Below are 16509 nucleotides of genomic sequence, written 5' to 3'. Positions count from 1 at the left end.
TCCCGGGGGTGATGCCCCCTCGACGCTTCCTCGGCCCGCGGGCTACGAGGGATGATCGTGCCACCGTCTCGGCCAGGGGATGCGGGTGGCGACGGGACGTTCGCGAAGAGGCACGGGGTCGCCGCGCTTTCCGGGGCCGGGATAGCAGTGGTCGCAAGGACTGACACGGACTCGACGGAGGCGGCAGAGCGCGACGCGCCCGTCGCGGTGCCGCGTTCCGACCGCTGGCTCAAGCGCCTCGGCCTTTCCGGACGGCTCTTCCTCGTCACCGTCGCCTTCGTCGCGGCGATCGAGATCCTGATCTTCGTGCCCGCGGTCGCGAATTACCGCCTGTCCTGGCTGTCCGACAGAATCAGCGCCGCGCAGGTCGCGGCCCTCGTGCTCGATGCCAGCGAAGGGCACCCGGTGTCCGACGAGCTCGCCCGGCGCCTGCTGGCCGGCGTCGGCGCCCGCGCGATCGCGGTCCGCGACGGCGACACCCGCCAGCTCCTGTCGATCGAGCCGATGCCGGACCGGGTCTCCGACACGGTCGACCTGCGCAACCGATCGATCTGGTGCGCCATCCGCGGCGCCTGGCGGACGCTGACCGAACCGGTCGACGAGCCGATCCGCATCGTCGGCCAGGGCTGGGAAGGCTTCGACCTGGTCGAGATCATCCTCGACGACGCACCGCTGAAGCAGGCGGTGGTCGATTTCGCGATCCGGCTGGCGGTGTCGTCGCTGATCATCGCCACCGCCGCGGCCGGCCTCGTCTTCTTCGTGCTGCAGACCCTGATCGTGCGGCCGGTGCGCCGGCTCGCGCGCAACATCACCGCCTTCGCCGACGACCCGGAGGGGGCCGACCGGATCATCACGCCCGCGCCGCGCAGCGACGAGATCGGGCTCGCCGAGACCGCGCTGGCGCGGATGCAGCGGACGCTCGCGGACCAGCTGCGCCAGAAGCGCCGGCTCGCCGAGCTCGGGCTCTCGGTCGCCAAGATCAACCACGAGCTGCGCAACCTGCTGACCGGAGCGCAGCTGCTCGGCGACCGGCTCGAGGAAACCTCGGACCCGACGGTGCAGCGCGTGGCGCCGCGCCTCGTCGCGACGCTGGGGCGGGCGATCCGCTTCTGCGAGGCGACGCTGGCCTACGGCCGCGCCGCCGAGCGCACGCCGCGCAGCCGCGAGTTCGCGCTGGCCCCGGTCCTGGCGGAACTCGCCGATCTCGCGGCGCTCTCCGCCCACGGCCGCGTCCGGGTCGTGACCGAGGTCGCCCCCGAGCTGACAGTGTTCGCCGATTCCGAGCAGATCGGGCGGGCGATCGGAAACCTGGTGCGCAACGCCGTGCAGGCGCACGACTTCACCGAGGCGAACGTGGCCTCGCCGGAGGTGCGGATCACGGCCGGGCGCGAATGCGCCGGTGCGGTGACGATCCTGGTGGCCGATAACGGTCCCGGCCTGCCGGCGCGGGCGAAGGCGCACCTGTTCGAGGCCTTCCAAGGCTCGATGCGCTCGGGCGGCACCGGGCTCGGCCTCGCCATCGCCTCCGAGCTCGTGCGGCTGAACGGCGGGACGCTGTCGCTCGACCCCGCCGCCGAGGGCACCCGGTTCCGGATCGTGCTGCCGGACGCCGAGGCCTGAGGCCTACTCGGCGGCTTCCATCATGGGCGTGGCCACCGTGATGCCGATGTCGCGCAGCAGGGCGGCGTCGGAATCGGTCTCGTTGTTGGCGGTGGTCAGCAGGCGCTCGCCGTAGAAGATCGAGTTGGCGCCGGCGAGGAAGCACAGGATCTGCGCCTCGCGGGTCAGCCCCTTGCGCCCGGCGCTGAGGCGCACCCGCGCCTTCGGCATCACGATCCGCGCGGTCGCGCACATCCGCACGAGGTCGAGCGGGTCGACCGGCGGGCGGTCCTCCAGCGGCGTGCCCTCGACGGCGACGAGGGCGTTGATCGGCACGCTCTCGGGATGCGGCGCATGGTTGGCGAGCACCTGGAGCATCGCGGCCCGGTCGGTCACGCCCTCGCCCATGCCGACGATGCCGCCGCAGCACAGGCCGATGCCGGCCTCGCGCACGTTATCCAGGGTCTGGAGCCGGTCGGCGTAGGTCCGGGTTGAGATGATGTCCTCGTAGAAGTCCGGGCCGGTGTCGAGGTTGTGGTTGTAGGAGGTCAGCCCGGCCTCGGCGAGCCGCCCGGCCTGGGACGGCGTCAGCATGCCGAGGGTGACGCACGCCTCCATGCCCAGGCCGCGCACGCCGCGGACCATGGCCAGCACCGCGTCGAATTCCGGGCCGTCCTTCGGCTGGCGCCAGGCGGCGCCCATGCAGAACCGATGCGCCCCGGCCGCCTTCGCCTCGGCGGCCTCGCGCAGAACCGCGTCGACCGGCATCAGGCGCTCCTTGGCCATGCCGGTGCCCTTGTGATGGGCCGATTGCGGGCAGTAGGCGCAATCCTCGGGGCAGCCGCCGGTTTTGATCGACAGGAGCGAGGCGCGCTGGATGTCGGCCGGATCGTTGTGGGCCCGGTGCACGGAGGCGGCGCGAAACACGAGGTCGAGCAGCGGCAGGTCGTGGATCGCGCGGATCTCCTCGACCGTCCAGTCGTGGCGGATGGCGGGGGCGGCGGGGAGCGGGGTCGGCTGCATCATGCGCCCATGAGGCGAATCCGCGGGCGAAAATCAAGCCGTCCGGCTCAGGCCGCCGCACCGCGCAGGCGCGACAGGCCATGCCAGGCCGGCGCGATCACGAAGCTCGTCAGCGGAATCAGCAGGCCGCCGACGACGAGGCCGACGAGACCGGAGCCGGCGGCCGTCACCAGCCATTCGGCAAGGCCGGACAGGGCGGGCGGCAGCAGGCCGGCGACCGCTTCGGAGGCCGCATGCAGGGCGTGGGCGACCTGCGGCAGGCCGTAGGTCTCGAGCCCGTGGACCAGGATGCCGCCGCCGACCCAGATCATCGCAGCCGTGCCGACCATGGCGAGCAGGGCCAGGAACGGCGGCATCCCGGTGACGATGCCCCGGCCGAGCGCGCGGGTGACGCCGCCGAACGCGGAGGTCGAGGTGCTCGCCGCCATCGCCAGACCGGCGTCGTCCGCCTTCACGATCAGCGCCACCGCGCCGTAGACGAAGGCGGTGATGCCGACGGCCACCAGCGCCATCACGGCGGCCTTCGTGGCGACGCCGCCGTCGGGCAGCGCCGCCAGGGTGATCGCCATGATCTCGGCCGAGAGGATGAAGTCGGTCTTGATCGCGCCCGAGACCTTGCGGTCCTCCATCGCCCGGCCGTCGCCGGCGGCATCGCCCGGGGTGTCGTCGGCGTGGCCGGCATGCGGGAACAGCGCCTCGTAGACCTTCTCGGCGCCTTCGTAGCAGAGGTAGGCGCCGCCGAGCATCAGCAGCGGCGTGATCGCCCAGGGCGCGAAGGCGCCGAGCGCCAGGGCGGCCGGGAGCAGGAACAGCAGCTTGTTGCGCAGCGACCCCAGCGCGATCCTGCCGACGATCGGCAGCTCGCGCTCGGCGGCGAAGCCGACGACGTAGCGCGGCGTCACCGCCGCATCGTCGATCACCACGCCGGCCGCCTTCACGCCGGCCTTGGCCGCCTGGGCGGCGACGTCGTCGAGCGAGGCCGCGGCGAACTTGGCGATCCCGGCGATGTCGTCGAGAAGGGCGATCAGACCGATGCTCACGTGACGGCGTCCTCCGAGGTACCGAGCCTTCTGTGCAGAGGATGTTCACGAAGTCGAGAGCGGATCGCCGTCCGTCGCGGCGGCACGACCGCAGCCGTCGAGGAAAAGCGTCAGTTCGTGGGCTCGCCGGCGGAGACCTTCGCGGTCCAGTCGTCGAAGGCGATCACCGGCTGGCGCTGCTCGCCCAGCCCCTCGATGCGCACGATCATCTCGTCGCCGGCCTTGAGATAGCGCGGCGGCTTCATGCCGAGGCCGACGCCGGGCGGGGTGCCGGTGGTGATGATGTCGCCGGGCTCGAGCATCATGAAATGCGAGACGTAGGCGACGAGCTGGGGCACGTCGAAGATCATCGTCCCGGTCGAGCCGGTCTGCATCCGCTGCCCGTTCACGTCGAGGCTCATCGCGAGGTTGCCGAGGTCGGGGATCTCGTCGAGGGTCACGAGCCACGGGCCGAGCGGCCCGAAGGTCGGGCAGCCCTTGCCCTTCGTCCAGGTCGGGCCGCGCTCCATCTGCCATTCGCGCTCGGAAACGTCGTTGCAGATGCACACGCCCGCCACGTAGTCGAGCGCCTCGTTGGCGTGAACGTAGGAGGCGCGGGAGCCGATCACCACGGCGAGCTCGACCTCCCAGTCGGTCTTGGCCGATCCCTTGGGGATGATCACCGTGTCGTTGGCGCCGACGATGCAGGACGGCGCCTTGTTGAAGACGATCGGCTCGGACGGGATCGGCGAGCCGGTCTCGGCGGCGTGATCCGCGAAGTTCAGGCCGATCGCGACGAAGTTGCGGGTGCCGCCGACGCAGGGGCCGAGCCGGGTCGAAGCCGGCAGGAGCGGCAGCGTCTCCGGGTCGATCACGCGCAGGCGGTCGAGCGCTTCGGGCGAGAGCCCGGGCCCGGCGATGTCGCGCAGGACCGCGGACAGGTCGCGCAGGCCGCCGTTCCCGTCGATCAGGCCCGGCTTCTCGTCTCCCGCCGCTCCGTGCCGAACCAGCTTCATGTGCGCCCCCCATTTCGAACGATCCTGACGCGGAAGGTGGTCGCCGCGGCAGGCGGGTCAAGCCGACGCTCAGGCCTTCATGCGCACGTAGGTGCCGGGGGCGGGCGCCAGCGAGGGCAGCGCGTCGCCGCCGGGCTTGCGGGCGGGCACGCGCTCGGGCGCCTGCGCCTCGAGCCACTTGAACCAGTACGGCCACCACGAGCCCTTGGTCTCGGTGGCGGCCCCGAGCCAATCCTCCAGGCGCCCTTCCGCCTTTCCGCCGGTCCAGTAGCCGTATTTCGGCTTGGAGGGCGGGTTGACGACGCCGGCGATGTGGCCGGAGCCGGCCAGCACGTAGTCCACCGGGCCGCCGAACTTCGAAGAGCCCTCGAACACCGAGATCGCCGGCGCGATGTGGTCCTCGCGCGTGGCGAGGTTGAACACCGGCACCGTCACCTTCTTCAGGTCGAGGCGGATGTTGCCGAGCACCATCCGGCCCTGCGCGAGGTTGTTCTCGAGGTAGCAGTTGCGCAGGTAGAAGGCGTGGTTGGCCGCCGGCATGCGGGTGGCGTCGGCGTTCCAGTACAGCAGGTCGAAGGCGCTCGGCGGCTTGCCCTTGACGTAGTTGTTGACGACGTAGGACCAGATCAGGTCGTTCGGCCGCAGCATGTTGAACGCGTTGGCCATCTTGGCGCCGTCGAGGTAACCGCGCTCGGCCATCTGAGTCTCGATCTGCCGGATCTGCCCCTCGTCGGCGAAGACCTTGAGGTCGCCGGCATGGGTGAAGTCGACCTGCGTGGTCAGGAAGGTCGCGCTCTTGATGCGCTTGTTGCCGGTGGCGGCCTGCATCGCGAGCGTGACGGCGAGCAGCGTGCCGCCGACGCAGTAGCCGGCCGCCGCCACTTCCGTCTCGCCGGTGGCGACGCCGATCGCGTCGATCGCCGCCTCGATGCCCTCGCGCATGTAGGACTCGAAGTCCTTGTCGCGGTGGCGCTCGTCCGGGTTGACCCAGGAGATCACGAAGACGGTGAGGCCCTGGTCGACCATCCAGCCGATCAGGCTTTTCGCCGGATTCAGGTCGAGGATGTAGAACTTGTTGATCCACGGCGGCACGATCAGGAACGGGCGCTTCAGCACCGTCTCGGTGCGCGGCGCGTACTGGATCAGCTCCATCAGGTCGTTGCGGAACACCACCTCGCCGGGCGTCACCGCGACGTCGACGCCGAACTCGAACGCGTTCCGGTCGGTCTGGCGCACCCGCAGCTCGCCAGCGCCGGCCTCGATGTCCTCCTGCAGCATCTTCATGCCGCGGACGAGGTTGGCGCCGTTCTCCTGCAGCGTGTGCCGGATCAGCTCGGGGTTGGTCATCACGAAGTTCGAGGGCGAGAGCGCGCCGGCGAGCTGGCGCAGGTAGAACTGCGCCTTGTGGCGGGTGTGCTCGTCGATGCCCTCGGCCTCGTTCACCAGGCCTTCGGCCCAGCGGGTGGTGATCAGGTAGCCCTGCTTGATGAAGTCGAAGTACGGATTCGACGACCATTCGGCGTCGGCGAACCGCGCATCCTTCGGCTCGGGTTGCGCCACCGGCTCGGCCTCCTGGCCCTGGAGGCGCATCCACGTCGTGCCCCACAGAGCGACGAAGGCCTCGCTGAGCTTGGCCTGCGCCTCGAGCGTCCGCTTCGGATCGGAAAGCCACGTCTCGGCCACGGTGCCGAGGGTGCGCACGAGCTCGCTCGCCTCCTGCGGCGGCTTGGGCTGGACCGGCAGGCCGTCCTCGGGAGCGACGTAGCGCGCGGCGGCCCGTCCGAGCTGTTCCATGAACTGGCCCGCATTGCGCGAGAGGGCCTCGAAATCGAGCATCGCGGGCGTCGTCGGCTGCGTCGTCACGCGTGATCCACTCCCTGGCTTCGTCCGCGCCGGCAGCGCGGGCGGACCCGAGCACCCGCCCCGGGGGGCGGTCCGAGCCTCGTTTCCGACAAATTAACGCGCCAACCCCGAATTTGCCCAGCGCGGCAGGCGCGAACGGCGATATAACTGCGGCATGACCTCAACTTGCGACAAGGTTCCGGATCCCGGCACGACTTCTCCGGGCAGGCCGTCGAATCCGTCCGGCTCCGCAGCGCAGGGCATCGCGTTCCGGCGCCTCCTCGGCACGCTCGCGCTCTGCGCGGCGGCGGCCACGGGCGCCTGCTCCTCCGACCTCTCGCCGATCAAGACGCTGGCGGTCGAGGCCGGCTACGGCCCGAAGGCCGTCGCCGCGCCGGACTTCGTCGCGAACTCACGGCCGAAGGGCGGGACCGAGTTCATGCCGGTCGGCGTCTCCGCTCCGGCGCGTCCGGTGCGGGCGAAGTCGGCCGAGAGCCAGAAGGCGCTGGAAGCCGAGCTCGAAGGCGCCCGCGGCCGCAACGAATCGCGGGGCCGGGCCGCGGAGAGCGCCGGCAAGGCGACGAAGCCGGCGAGTGCGCCGGCCCAGCCGGCAGAATAAGGCCGATATTCGGGGTCGGCGGCAGGCCGCTTCGATGTTAGAGAGGCCGACCGCCACCCGTCGGGGCCGCCAGTGCCGCCCCACGGGATCCGCGCCGATGGACAGATGGCCATGACCGATTTTCACCGCATCAAGCGCCTGCCCCCCTACGTGTTCGAGCAGGTCAATCGGATCAAGGCCGCCGCCCGCGCCAACGGCGCCGACATCATCGACCTCGGGATGGGCAACCCGGACCTCGACGCCCCCAAGCACGTCATCGCCAAGCTGTGCGAGACGGCCGGGCGCCCGCGCACCGACCGCTACTCGGCCTCGAAGGGCATCGCCGGCCTGCGCCGCGCCCAGGCGGGCTACTACCAGCGCCGCTTCGGCGTGAGCCTGAACCCCGACACCCAGGTGGTCGCCACCCTCGGCTCGAAGGAGGGCTTCGCCAACATGGCGCAGGCGATCACCGCGCCGGGCGACGTGGTGCTGGTGCCGAACCCGAGCTACCCGATCCACGCCTTCGGCTTCCTGATGGCGGGCGGCGTGATCCGCTCCGTCCCGGCCGAGCCGACACCCGCGTTCTTCCCGGCGCTGGAGCGCGCCATGGCGCACTCGATCCCGAAGCCGGTGGCCCTGGTGGTCTGCTACCCGTCGAACCCGACGGCCTACGTGGCGACGCTCGACTTCTACCGGGACCTCGTCGCCTTCGCGAAGCGCCACGAGATCATCCTGCTCTCGGACCTCGCCTATGCCGAGGTGTACTTCGACGGCGAGCCGCCGCCCTCGGTGCTGCAGGTGCCGGGTGCGATCGACGTGACGGTGGAGTTCACCTCGCTGTCGAAGACCTATTCCATGGCCGGCTGGCGCATGGGCTTCGCCGTCGGCAACGAGCGCCTGCTCGCCGCGCTGTCGCGGGTGAAGTCCTACCTCGATTACGGCGCCTTCACGCCGATCCAGGTCGCGGCCACCGCCGCGCTCAACGGGCCGGACGATTGCATCCAGGAGATGCGGGCGATCTACAGGAAGCGCCGCGACGCGCTGGTCGAGTCGTTCGGCAAGGCCGGCTGGAAGATCCCGGCGCCCGCCGCCTCGATGTTCGCCTGGGTGCCGATCCCGGAGAAGTTCAAGGCGCTCGGCAGCCTCGAATTCTCGAAGCTCCTCCTCGAGAAGTCGGACGTCGCGGTGGCGCCCGGCATCGGGTTCGGCGAGTTCGGCGACGACTTCGTCCGCATCGCCCTCGTCGAGAACGAGCAGCGCATCCGCCAGGCGGCCCGCAACGTCCGCCGCTTCCTCGAGACCGCGGACATGACGCTGCACAACGTCGTGCCGCTGGCCAAGAGCGCCTGATCCCGATTGTTGCGGCGGGGCGACAGGCCCGGCCAAAGCGCGATGGGTGTGCTGCATGTGCTTGTCACCCGCCGGCCCCGTGCGCAGGGTCGGCGGCAATGATCCGCACTCGCGTCCCCGAGGCTTGCATGCGTCGCCTGTCCCTGCCCGCCGCCCTGCTGCTGGCGGCAGCCGCCTCGGCCTGCGCGCCGAACCCGATCGTCGCCCGCGACCCGATCCCGGCGCCGGGCCCCGATGCGGCCTTCGCCTGCGATTCGCGCCCGCTGGTGCTGAACGCCTTCGACACGACCTGCAAGCCGATCGCCCGGCAGCCGGCGGTCGTGCTGCATTCCAAGGGCTGATCGAGGCCGATCGAGAGCCGACCGACCGGGGCTTCCGGTCGGTTTTTCCGGGGGCGACGCCGCGGCTGGCGCGTCGCGGCGACGGACACGCGGCCGCGCATCGGGCATGATGCCCCGACGATCGAACCCGCCCCTCAGCGACGGAGCACGCGATGAACACCTTCCTCCGACACGGCCTCGCCGCCGGCCTGTTCGCGCTCGCCGGTGCCGGTGCCGCCCAGGCCCAGTCCGGGGCCTACGTGTTCCAGGGTCCGGACGGCCCCACGGTGCTGCAGGTCGACGGCGCCAACCGCCCGATCGTCCCGCCCGCGCGCCCCGACCTCGCGGTGCCTGCGATCGCCGTGCCGCAGGTGATGAACGGCGGCGGCTACGGCATCACCGGCTTCAATTACTACGACAGCGGCCTCATGGAGGGCCGCACCGATCCCCGCGCCAAGCGGCGCTACGTGCTGGCACCGGCCTGGATCGCCGGCTACGGCCAGCACTGACGGGCGCGACGCGGCGCGCTGATTTTCCAACGCGGCGCGCGGATTTCGTCGACGCGCCGCGCGATCCGGCTCAGTCCTTCGACGGGTCGTGGCCCCAGTTCATCAGCGACAGCGCCCAGGCCGAGTCGGGATCGTTGCGCGACTTGCCGCCCTGCGCGAGGTGCCGGCGGACGTAGCCGACGACCTTGCGCATGTGGCCGTAATCGTCGTCCGTGAGGTCGGCCTTCTTCTTGGCCTTGATCTCGAGGATGCGGCGCCCCTCCTTGTGCCCGGTGGCCTCGCCGCCGCCGGACTTCTGCCCGACCGACTTGCTGACGTCGGAGTCGAGATGCTTCCTCAAGGCGGCGGGCGTCATGTTCACCGCCGCGTCGAACTCCTTCCGGGTCTGCTCACGGTCGTGCTCGGCGTCGTCCCGCGAATCCTTGTCCTCGGCCTTCGTCATCGCGCGTCCCTCCCGATCGGGGTGAAAATCCCCGGTCAACGCACGAGGCGGCCGTGGTTTCACGGGTCGGCGCGGGTGGGAGCGTCGCATGAGCTCGGCACGCGCCATGGGATGGGAGCCGTTTACAGGGGCGCCCGCCGCCGGTATCACCCCGCTCGACCTCTTTGAGCCCCCGACACAAGCGACACACCCTCGAAATGCGCGCCGAGATCGAGCAAGCCTCGGATGCCGCCAAGCAGTCGATCGGACTGCTGAGGAGGCATCTTTGACTGGGATACCGTCGATAAACGACTCGCGGAGCTGAATGCGGCGTCCGAGAACCCGGAACTGTGGAACGACGCCGACGCCGCGCAGAAGGTGATGCGCGAGCGCCAGCAGCTCGACGAGGCCGTGGCCGCCATCCGCAAGCTCGAGCAGGATCTCGACGACGGGGCGATGCTGATCGAGCTCGGCGAGACGGAGGGCGACGAGGCCTCGATTCGCGAGGGCGAGGCCACGATCCTCACCGTCGAGAAGGAGGCGGCCGGCCGTCAGGTCGAGACGCTGCTGTCGGGCGAGGCCGACGGCTTCGACACCTATCTCGAGGTCCATGCGGGCGCCGGCGGCACAGAGAGCCAGGATTGGGCCAACATGCTCCAGCGCATGTACGGCCGCTGGGCCGAGCGCCGGAAGTACAAGGTCGACATCGTCGAGTGGTCGGACGGGGAAGAGGCCGGGATCAAGGGCGCCACGCTCCTGATCAAGGGCCACAACGCATACGGCTGGCTCAAGACCGAGTCCGGCGTGCACCGCCTGGTGCGCATCTCGCCCTACGATTCGAGCGCGCGGCGGCACACCAGCTTCGCCTCCGTCTGGGTCTACCCGGTGATCGACGACCGGATCGAGATCGAGATCAAGGAATCCGACTGCCGGATCGACACCTACCGGTCGTCGGGCGCGGGCGGGCAGCACGTCAACACCACCGACTCGGCGGTGCGCATCACCCACAACCCGACCGGGATCGTGGTGGCGTGCCAGCAGGAGCGCTCGCAGCACAAGAACCGGGCGACCGCCTGGAACATGCTGCGCGCCCGCCTGTACGAGGCCGAGCTGAAGAAGCGGGAGGAGAAGGCCAACGCCGAGGCCGCCTCCAAGACCGACATCGGCTGGGGCCACCAGATCCGCTCCTACGTGCTGCAGCCCTACCAGCTCGTGAAGGACCTGCGCACCGGTACGCAGTCGACCGACCCGGACGAGGTCCTCGACGGCGACATCGACCCCTTCATCGAGGCGTCGCTGGCGCAGCGCCTGTACGGGGCGACGGAGAAGGTCGAGGACATCGACTGAGGCGGCAGGACGGGAACCGTCCTTCGTCCATCGAACGCTTGCCATTCCGGGTTCGCCTCGGGCGCCCCGGAATGGCGGGACACGCGACGTCGCGCCGGCCGCGACGTCAGGGCCCACCGCCCTCGGCGAGTTCGCGCCCCGCCTCCAGGAACCCCAGCGGGTCGACCGGCTCGCCGTCGATCCGGGTCTCGTAGTGCAGGTGCGCGCCGGTCGAGCGCCCGGTCGAGCCGACGCGGCCAACCAGATCACCGGCGCGGAGCCATTGGCCGGCCCGTACCGCCATGCGCGACAGGTGCGCGAAGCGCGTGACCACGCCGTGGCCGTGGTCGATCTCCACCATGTTGCCGTAGCCGCCAGTGGCCTCCGCCGTGACGACGCGCCCGGGCGCGGTGGCCAGTGCTGGCTCGCCCATCTCCGCCTTCAGGTCGAGCCCGGTATGCAGCGCGAGCCCCCGCGTGAACGGGTCGAGCCGCGGCCCGAAGGTGCTGGCCACGCCGCGGTCGCGCGGCAGCGGGCGGTCGAGCGGCAGGCGGGCGGCGAGCCGGCGCAGCGCCTGGGCATCGCCGACGGTGCGGGACGCGACCGCGAGGGCGTCGGCGAACGGGCTCGGATCGATCGGCACGAGCGGCCCGCCCAGGCCCGCCGCGGCCGGACGCTGCAGGTCGATTCCGGTCCGCTCCAGGGCGCGGCGCAGGCGTCCGAGATCGCTCGCCGCCCGCTCGGTAATGCGGTCGAGCCCGAGCACCTGCGCCGCCGCGAGGCCGTCGAGCCGCCCGGCGAGGGCCGCCACCTGCAGGTCGGTCTCGCGCGCGCTGCGACGCCCGGGCCGCGCCTCGACGCCGCGCAGGCCGAGATCGCTCTCGCCCGCCGAGGATGGGCTGGGCAGCGAACCGGTGGTCGGCGGATCGATCGGGTCGGACGACGCGTCGTCCGGCCGCGCGAGGCGGGCGAGCACGGCCTGCCGCCGCTCCAGATCGTTCTGGCGCGCCGTCAGCCCGTCGAGGCGCGCCGCGACGGCGACCTGCGCCTCCGCCCGCGCCGAGCCGCCGCGGTCGAGCTCGGCCCGCAACGCGGCGAGGCGCGCCTCGTAGGCCGTCTGCATCGCGCCCTGCCGCGCGACGAACCCGGCGAGGATGTCGTCGTGGAACAGCACCAGCCCGCTCGCGCCGGCGGCCCACAGGCCGGTGACGAGAAGGGCAGCGGCGAGCAGCCGGCTCCTGCGGTGCGGAAGGCTGGCGGAAGGGGTCATCGATTCGGGCCCGATGCCGAGGCCGCCATCGAAGGCCGACAGGGTTAAGAAACCGAGAACCCTCATGCCTCTCGCGGGATGCGGGATCGGCTCAGGGGAGGGCGCGGGCGGCCTCGAGCACCTCCTCGGCATGGCCCGGCACCTTCACCTTCGGCCAGATTTGCGCGATGCGACCGTCTCGGTCGAGCAGCATCGTGGTGCGCTCGACGCCCATGTACTTGCGCCCGTACATGCTCTTCTCGACCCAGACGCCGTAGGCCTCGAGCATCGCCTTGCCCTCGTCGGAGGCGAGCGGGAAGGCGAGATCGTGCTTGGACGCGAACTTGTCGTGGCTCTTCACCGAGTCGGGCGAGACCCCGATCACGACGGCGTCGGCCGCGTCGAAGTCGGCCAGCCTCGCGTTGAAGGCCTGCGCCTCCAGAGTGCATCCGCTGGTGTCGTCTTTCGGGTAGAAGTAGAGCACGATCTTGTGACCGACGTGCTCGCCGAGCTGGAGCGTCTTGCCGCCGGAGCCGGGAAGGGTGAAGTCGGGAGCGCGTTCGCCTTGGGCGAGGGGCATCGTGCCATCCTTTCGGCCGATTGATGGTGTGCTTTGGCGCGGTGCCGGACCATCCGATGCCCGCGCTTCGGGCGCGAGAGCCGGACACGCTCCGGAAACGCGTCGTCACGAGGTTGCGTCCTAGAATGAGCGCACGTTGCGAAACAGCGGACGCGCCGATGCAAGGTCTTCATGCCTGAGGAAGAGGCCCGGCCTGAGGATACGCCCGGCGGCGGGCAGACGCGCAAGGCCGTTCGGTGCTGGACGCGGCGCTGCCTGTGGACGGCCGCCGCCCTCGTCGTCGTGCTCGGTCTCGGCCTCGGGGGCGGGGTCATGCGCCTCGCATACGGGCCCCTGCAGATCGACGGCCTGTCGGCGCGGGTCTCGTCGGCGCTCGCCGACCGGATCGGGCCGGGCTGGCGCATCAGCCTGCGCGACAGCACCCTCGAGCTCGACTCCGAGAACGCCCTGGCGCTGCGCGTCAGCGGGCTCGATATCCGCAACCCGCAGGGCGCCCTCGTGGTCCGCGCGCCGCTCGCCCTCGTCAGCATCGATCCCTGGAGCCTGCTGAAGCTCGCGCCGACGCCGCGCTCGATCGAGTTCCGCGACGTGCAGATGACGGCGCTCGTCCACCGCGACGGCTCGATCGCCTTCGCGGCCGCCGAGCCGGCGCATCCGGGCGACGCCTCGCCGCACACGCCGCCGAGCGTGGACGCGGCGCGCGGCATGGTCTCGCCGCTCTCGGCCGCAACGGCCTCGATCTTCGGCGTCGTGCTCGACTCCGCCGGCGTCGTCGGCGCGCTCGACCGCGCCCGCATCACCAATGCCCGCCTCACGCTGATCGACGACGACGCCCGCGAGCGCGCGGTGTTCGAGCACGTCAACGGCCTGTTCGGCCGGGACCCGAACCAGGACGCGCGCCTGTTCGAGCTGCGCATCGACGGGCCGCACGGGCAATGGCGCTTCGGCGGCACCCTGCGCGAGGCCGGCGGCCCGCGCCGCACCGGGATCATCACCCTCGACGACCTGCCGGCCACCGACCTGCTGCTGCTCTCCGGCCAGTCGAAGCTGCCGATCACCACCGACCTGAAGCTCTCGGCGCGGGCCGACGTCGCCCTCGACGGCGGCCGCATCGAGGCGATGAAGGCGACGCTGCGCACCAGCGACGGCACCTTCCTCGTCGAGGAGAAGGACTTCAACCCGGTCACCGTCGAGAGCCTGAAGGCCACGGTGAGCTGGGACGAGACCGCCCGGGTGATGACGCTCGACGGGCTCGACTACCTCGGCGCCGGCAACGCGGTGAACCTCACCGGCACCTGGGCCGTGGCCAAGCCGGGCGAGGACTTCGCCTGGACCGCGACCCTGTCGAGCCGGAACGCGACGCTCCGGGGCGCCGCCCCCAAGGACAAGCCGATCACCATCGCGGCGATGGACGGGCACCTCACCGGCCGCGCCGGCGGCGTCGCGATCGACAGCTTCGCGATGAGCGGCGACGGCATCCGCGGCAACATGTCCGGCACCCTCGGTACCACCGCCGACGACGACGGCCTCACGCTCCACGTCACCGCCAGCGACAGCGAGGCCCGCACGGCGCTGCGGCTCTGGCCGGAGAACATCGCGCCGGGCGCGCGCAACTACCTCGTCGACGAGCTGCGCGCCGCCCGCATCGAGGCGGTCGACATCACCGTCGACATGTCGGGCGCCGAGCTCGCCGCGGCGACGCGGGGCGACCCGATGCCGGACAACGCGGTGCATATCGACTTCCGCGTCTCGGACGCGACGCTCGAGGTCTCGCCCGACGCGCCGCCGCTGACCCGAGGCAACGTCGCCGGCACGATCACCGGGCGCTCGACCCGGATCAGGAACGTCACCGCCGACATCCGCATGGCCGACGGGCGCGCGCTGAACATCACCGAGGGCGCCTTCGTCATCCCGGAGATCTCGCCCGACAAGGTCGTGGCGGATATCGGCCTTCGCCTGTCGGGCGGCGCAGACGCGCTGGCGGCCCTGCTGCAGACCAAGATGTTCAAGGCGCTGTCGGGCGTCGATCTCGACCCGTCGACGGTGAAGGGCCAGGCCGACCTGCGCATCGGCTTCCCGCTCGACCTCAAGCACATCCCCGACCTGCCCGACCTGCCGGTCAGCGTCTCGGGCACGCTGAACGACCTCGCCGTCGACAAGGTCGTCGGCAAGGACAAGCTCGAAGCCGGCCGCTTCGCCGTGACCTACGATCCGCGCGGCTTCACCCTGAAGGGCGACGCCAAGCTGTCGGGCGCGCCGGTCTCGATCGACATGCATCAGGCCAAGACCGGCGGCACCGGCGAGGTGCTGGTGAACCTGACCGTCGACGACGCCCTGCGGGCGCGCAAGGGCCTGCCGACGGCCCCCCAGCTGAGCGGCCCGATCGCGGTCAAAGCCACCATCCCGCTGGTCAAGGCCGGCGCCACGAAACCCCCGATCCGGGTCGAGGCCGACCTCGCCCGCGCCGGGATCGACGGCCTGCTGCCCGGCCTGAGCAAGGCCGCCGGCAAGGCCGGCCGCCTGACCTTCACCCTGGTCGATACCGGCCCGGGGATGGACCTGCGCGACATCGCCCTCGATGCCGGCTCGACCACGGCCCGCGGCAGCGCCTCGATCACCGGCGAGGGCGGCCTCGAGCGGGCGGACCTGACCAACCTCAAGCTCTCGCCCGGCGACGACATGCGCGTCACGCTGGATCGCAACGGAAACGGCTACCGCGTCGCGGTGAAGGGGGCGGTGGCCGACGCGCGCCCGTTCCTGAAGATGCTGACCGCGCCCGAAGGCAAGTCGCAGCGGGACGCCAACCCGAAGGACATCGACGCCGACATCCAGCTCGGCATCCTCACCGGCTTCAACGAGGAGGCGCTGACCAACGCCAGCGTGAAGCTGTCCATGCGCGGCAAGGACGTGCGCGCGGCGGCGATGAGCGGCAAGTTCCGCTCCGCCCCCTTCGTCGCGAGCGTGACCAAGGGCGAGCGCGGCACGCCGACGCTGGCGATCGAATCCGGCGATGCCGGCGCGACGCTGCGCTTCGTCGACGTCTACCGGCGGATGTACGGCGGCCGGCTCAATCTCGGCATCGTGCTGAGCGACGGGCCGCAGGCCGGCGTGGTGCAGATCCGCGAGTTCGCGTTGCGCAACGAGCCGGCCCTGTCCAGCATCATGGCCCAGGGACCGGAGACGGTGGAGACCGTCGATGCCCGCGGGCGCAAGCGCACGGTCGCGGGCCAGGGCAGCGCGGTCTCGTTCGACCGGATGCGGGCGAACTTCGTCCGCTCGGGCTCGCGCGTCGACTTCTCCGATGCGGCGATCTCGAACGCAGCGATGGGCTTCACGCTGTCGGGTTTCCTCGACACCGCCCGCGAGCGCACCGACATCAACGGCACCTTCGTGCCGCTCTACGGCCTGAACAACATCGTCTCGCAGGTGCCGCTGATCGGACCGCTCCTCGGCGGCGGCCACAACGAGGGCCTGTTCGCGGTCAACTTCCGGGTCTCGGGCAGGCTCAACGCGCCGGACGTCAGCGTGAACCCGCTCTCGGCGGTCGCGCCGGGCTTCCTGCGAAAACTCTTCAGCGCGGGCGGCGGCTCGAACTTGGCCGACGGCGTGCCCCCGGCGGTGCAGGGCGACCGTTGAGGCGGCCGATCCGCCGGCGGG

14 protein-coding genes are annotated in these 16509 nt (G+C 71.3%); 7 read left to right on the top strand and 7 right to left on the bottom strand.

All coding sequences use genetic code 11. The features are described 5' to 3' along the window. The first annotated feature begins 207 nt into the window (after window positions 1–207). Entirely contained in the window at window positions 208–1620 is a 1413-nt protein-coding gene (locus MKK60_RS21745; protein WP_243988541.1) for a sensor histidine kinase, read from the top strand. 3 nt (window positions 1621–1623) lie between these two features. On the opposite strand, the gene bioB is transcribed toward MKK60_RS21745, so the two are convergent. The 4 genes from bioB to MKK60_RS21725 form a co-directional block, all read right to left on the bottom strand. Further along, a complete protein-coding gene (bioB, locus tag MKK60_RS21740; RefSeq protein WP_409567440.1) occupies window positions 1624–2622 on the bottom strand; it encodes a biotin synthase BioB in 999 nt (332 codons plus the stop codon). A gap of 47 nt (window positions 2623–2669) precedes the next feature. Beyond that, window positions 2670–3662 (bottom strand): DUF808 domain-containing protein, encoded by a 993-nt coding sequence (locus tag MKK60_RS21735; RefSeq protein ID WP_243988539.1) that lies wholly within the window; start codon window positions 3660–3662, stop codon window positions 2670–2672. A gap of 110 nt (window positions 3663–3772) precedes the next feature. Then, window positions 3773–4657 (bottom strand): fumarylacetoacetate hydrolase family protein, encoded by an 885-nt coding sequence (locus MKK60_RS21730; protein WP_243988538.1) that lies wholly within the window; start codon window positions 4655–4657, stop codon window positions 3773–3775. 69 nt (window positions 4658–4726) lie between these two features. Beyond that, window positions 4727–6493: a class I poly(R)-hydroxyalkanoic acid synthase gene (locus MKK60_RS21725; protein WP_279596223.1), complete on the bottom strand. Its 1767-nt coding sequence runs from the start codon at window positions 6491–6493 to the stop codon at window positions 4727–4729. 181 nt (window positions 6494–6674) lie between these two features. Between MKK60_RS21725 and MKK60_RS21720 the strand changes: the two genes are divergently transcribed. The 4 genes from MKK60_RS21720 (at window position 6675) to MKK60_RS21705 (ending at window position 9276) form a co-directional block, all read left to right on the top strand. Beyond that, the gene (locus MKK60_RS21720; protein ID WP_279604208.1) at window positions 6675–7118 is read left to right on the top strand and encodes a hypothetical protein; all 444 of its coding nucleotides are present in this window, start codon (window positions 6675–6677) and stop codon (window positions 7116–7118) included. A gap of 111 nt (window positions 7119–7229) precedes the next feature. Continuing rightward, window positions 7230–8447 carry an LL-diaminopimelate aminotransferase gene (locus MKK60_RS21715; protein WP_243988537.1) on the top strand — a complete coding sequence of 406 codons (1218 nt, stop codon included), beginning with the start codon at window positions 7230–7232 and terminating at the stop codon, window positions 8445–8447. A 128-nt stretch (window positions 8448–8575) separates the two neighbouring features. After that, a complete protein-coding gene (locus MKK60_RS21710; protein ID WP_147842880.1) occupies window positions 8576–8788 on the top strand; it encodes a hypothetical protein in 213 nt (70 codons plus the stop codon). Between the two features lie 152 nt (window positions 8789–8940). Continuing rightward, a complete protein-coding gene (locus MKK60_RS21705; protein ID WP_147728101.1) occupies window positions 8941–9276 on the top strand; it encodes a hypothetical protein in 336 nt (111 codons plus the stop codon). A gap of 70 nt (window positions 9277–9346) precedes the next feature. Here the strand turns inward: MKK60_RS21705 and MKK60_RS21700 are convergent, their stop codons facing one another. After that, window positions 9347–9718: a DUF3140 domain-containing protein gene (locus tag MKK60_RS21700; protein WP_243988536.1), complete on the bottom strand. Its 372-nt coding sequence runs from the start codon at window positions 9716–9718 to the stop codon at window positions 9347–9349. 197 nt (window positions 9719–9915) lie between these two features. Between MKK60_RS21700 and prfB the strand changes: the two genes are divergently transcribed. Continuing rightward, window positions 9916–11044 (top strand): peptide chain release factor 2 gene (prfB, locus tag MKK60_RS21695; RefSeq protein ID WP_147728103.1). Its coding sequence is split into 2 segments (ribosomal slippage): window positions 9916–9984 and window positions 9986–11044, totalling 1128 coding nucleotides; the frame shifts between segments, so codons are not numbered across the junction. A gap of 106 nt (window positions 11045–11150) precedes the next feature. On the opposite strand, the gene MKK60_RS21690 is transcribed toward prfB, so the two are convergent. Further along, complete coding sequence (locus tag MKK60_RS21690; RefSeq protein WP_243988535.1) at window positions 11151–12359, bottom strand: M23 family metallopeptidase; 1209 nt, start codon at window positions 12357–12359, stop codon at window positions 11151–11153. A gap of 25 nt (window positions 12360–12384) precedes the next feature. Continuing rightward, window positions 12385–12852 (bottom strand): peroxiredoxin, encoded by a 468-nt coding sequence (locus MKK60_RS21685; protein WP_243988534.1) that lies wholly within the window; start codon window positions 12850–12852, stop codon window positions 12385–12387. A 171-nt stretch (window positions 12853–13023) separates the two neighbouring features. Here MKK60_RS21685 and MKK60_RS21680 point away from each other — a divergent pair, with 171 nt between their 5' ends. Continuing rightward, complete coding sequence (locus MKK60_RS21680) at window positions 13024–16488, top strand: DUF3971 domain-containing protein (protein ID WP_409567439.1); 3465 nt, start codon at window positions 13024–13026, stop codon at window positions 16486–16488. The last annotated feature ends 21 nt before the right edge of the window (window positions 16489–16509 follow it).

This window comes from Methylobacterium sp. J-092 (assembly GCF_022829325.1).
Lineage (GTDB): Bacteria > Pseudomonadota > Alphaproteobacteria > Rhizobiales > Beijerinckiaceae > Methylobacterium.
The sequence above is the reverse complement of the archived record's forward strand: the minus strand, read 5'-3'. Positions and strand labels throughout refer to the sequence as shown.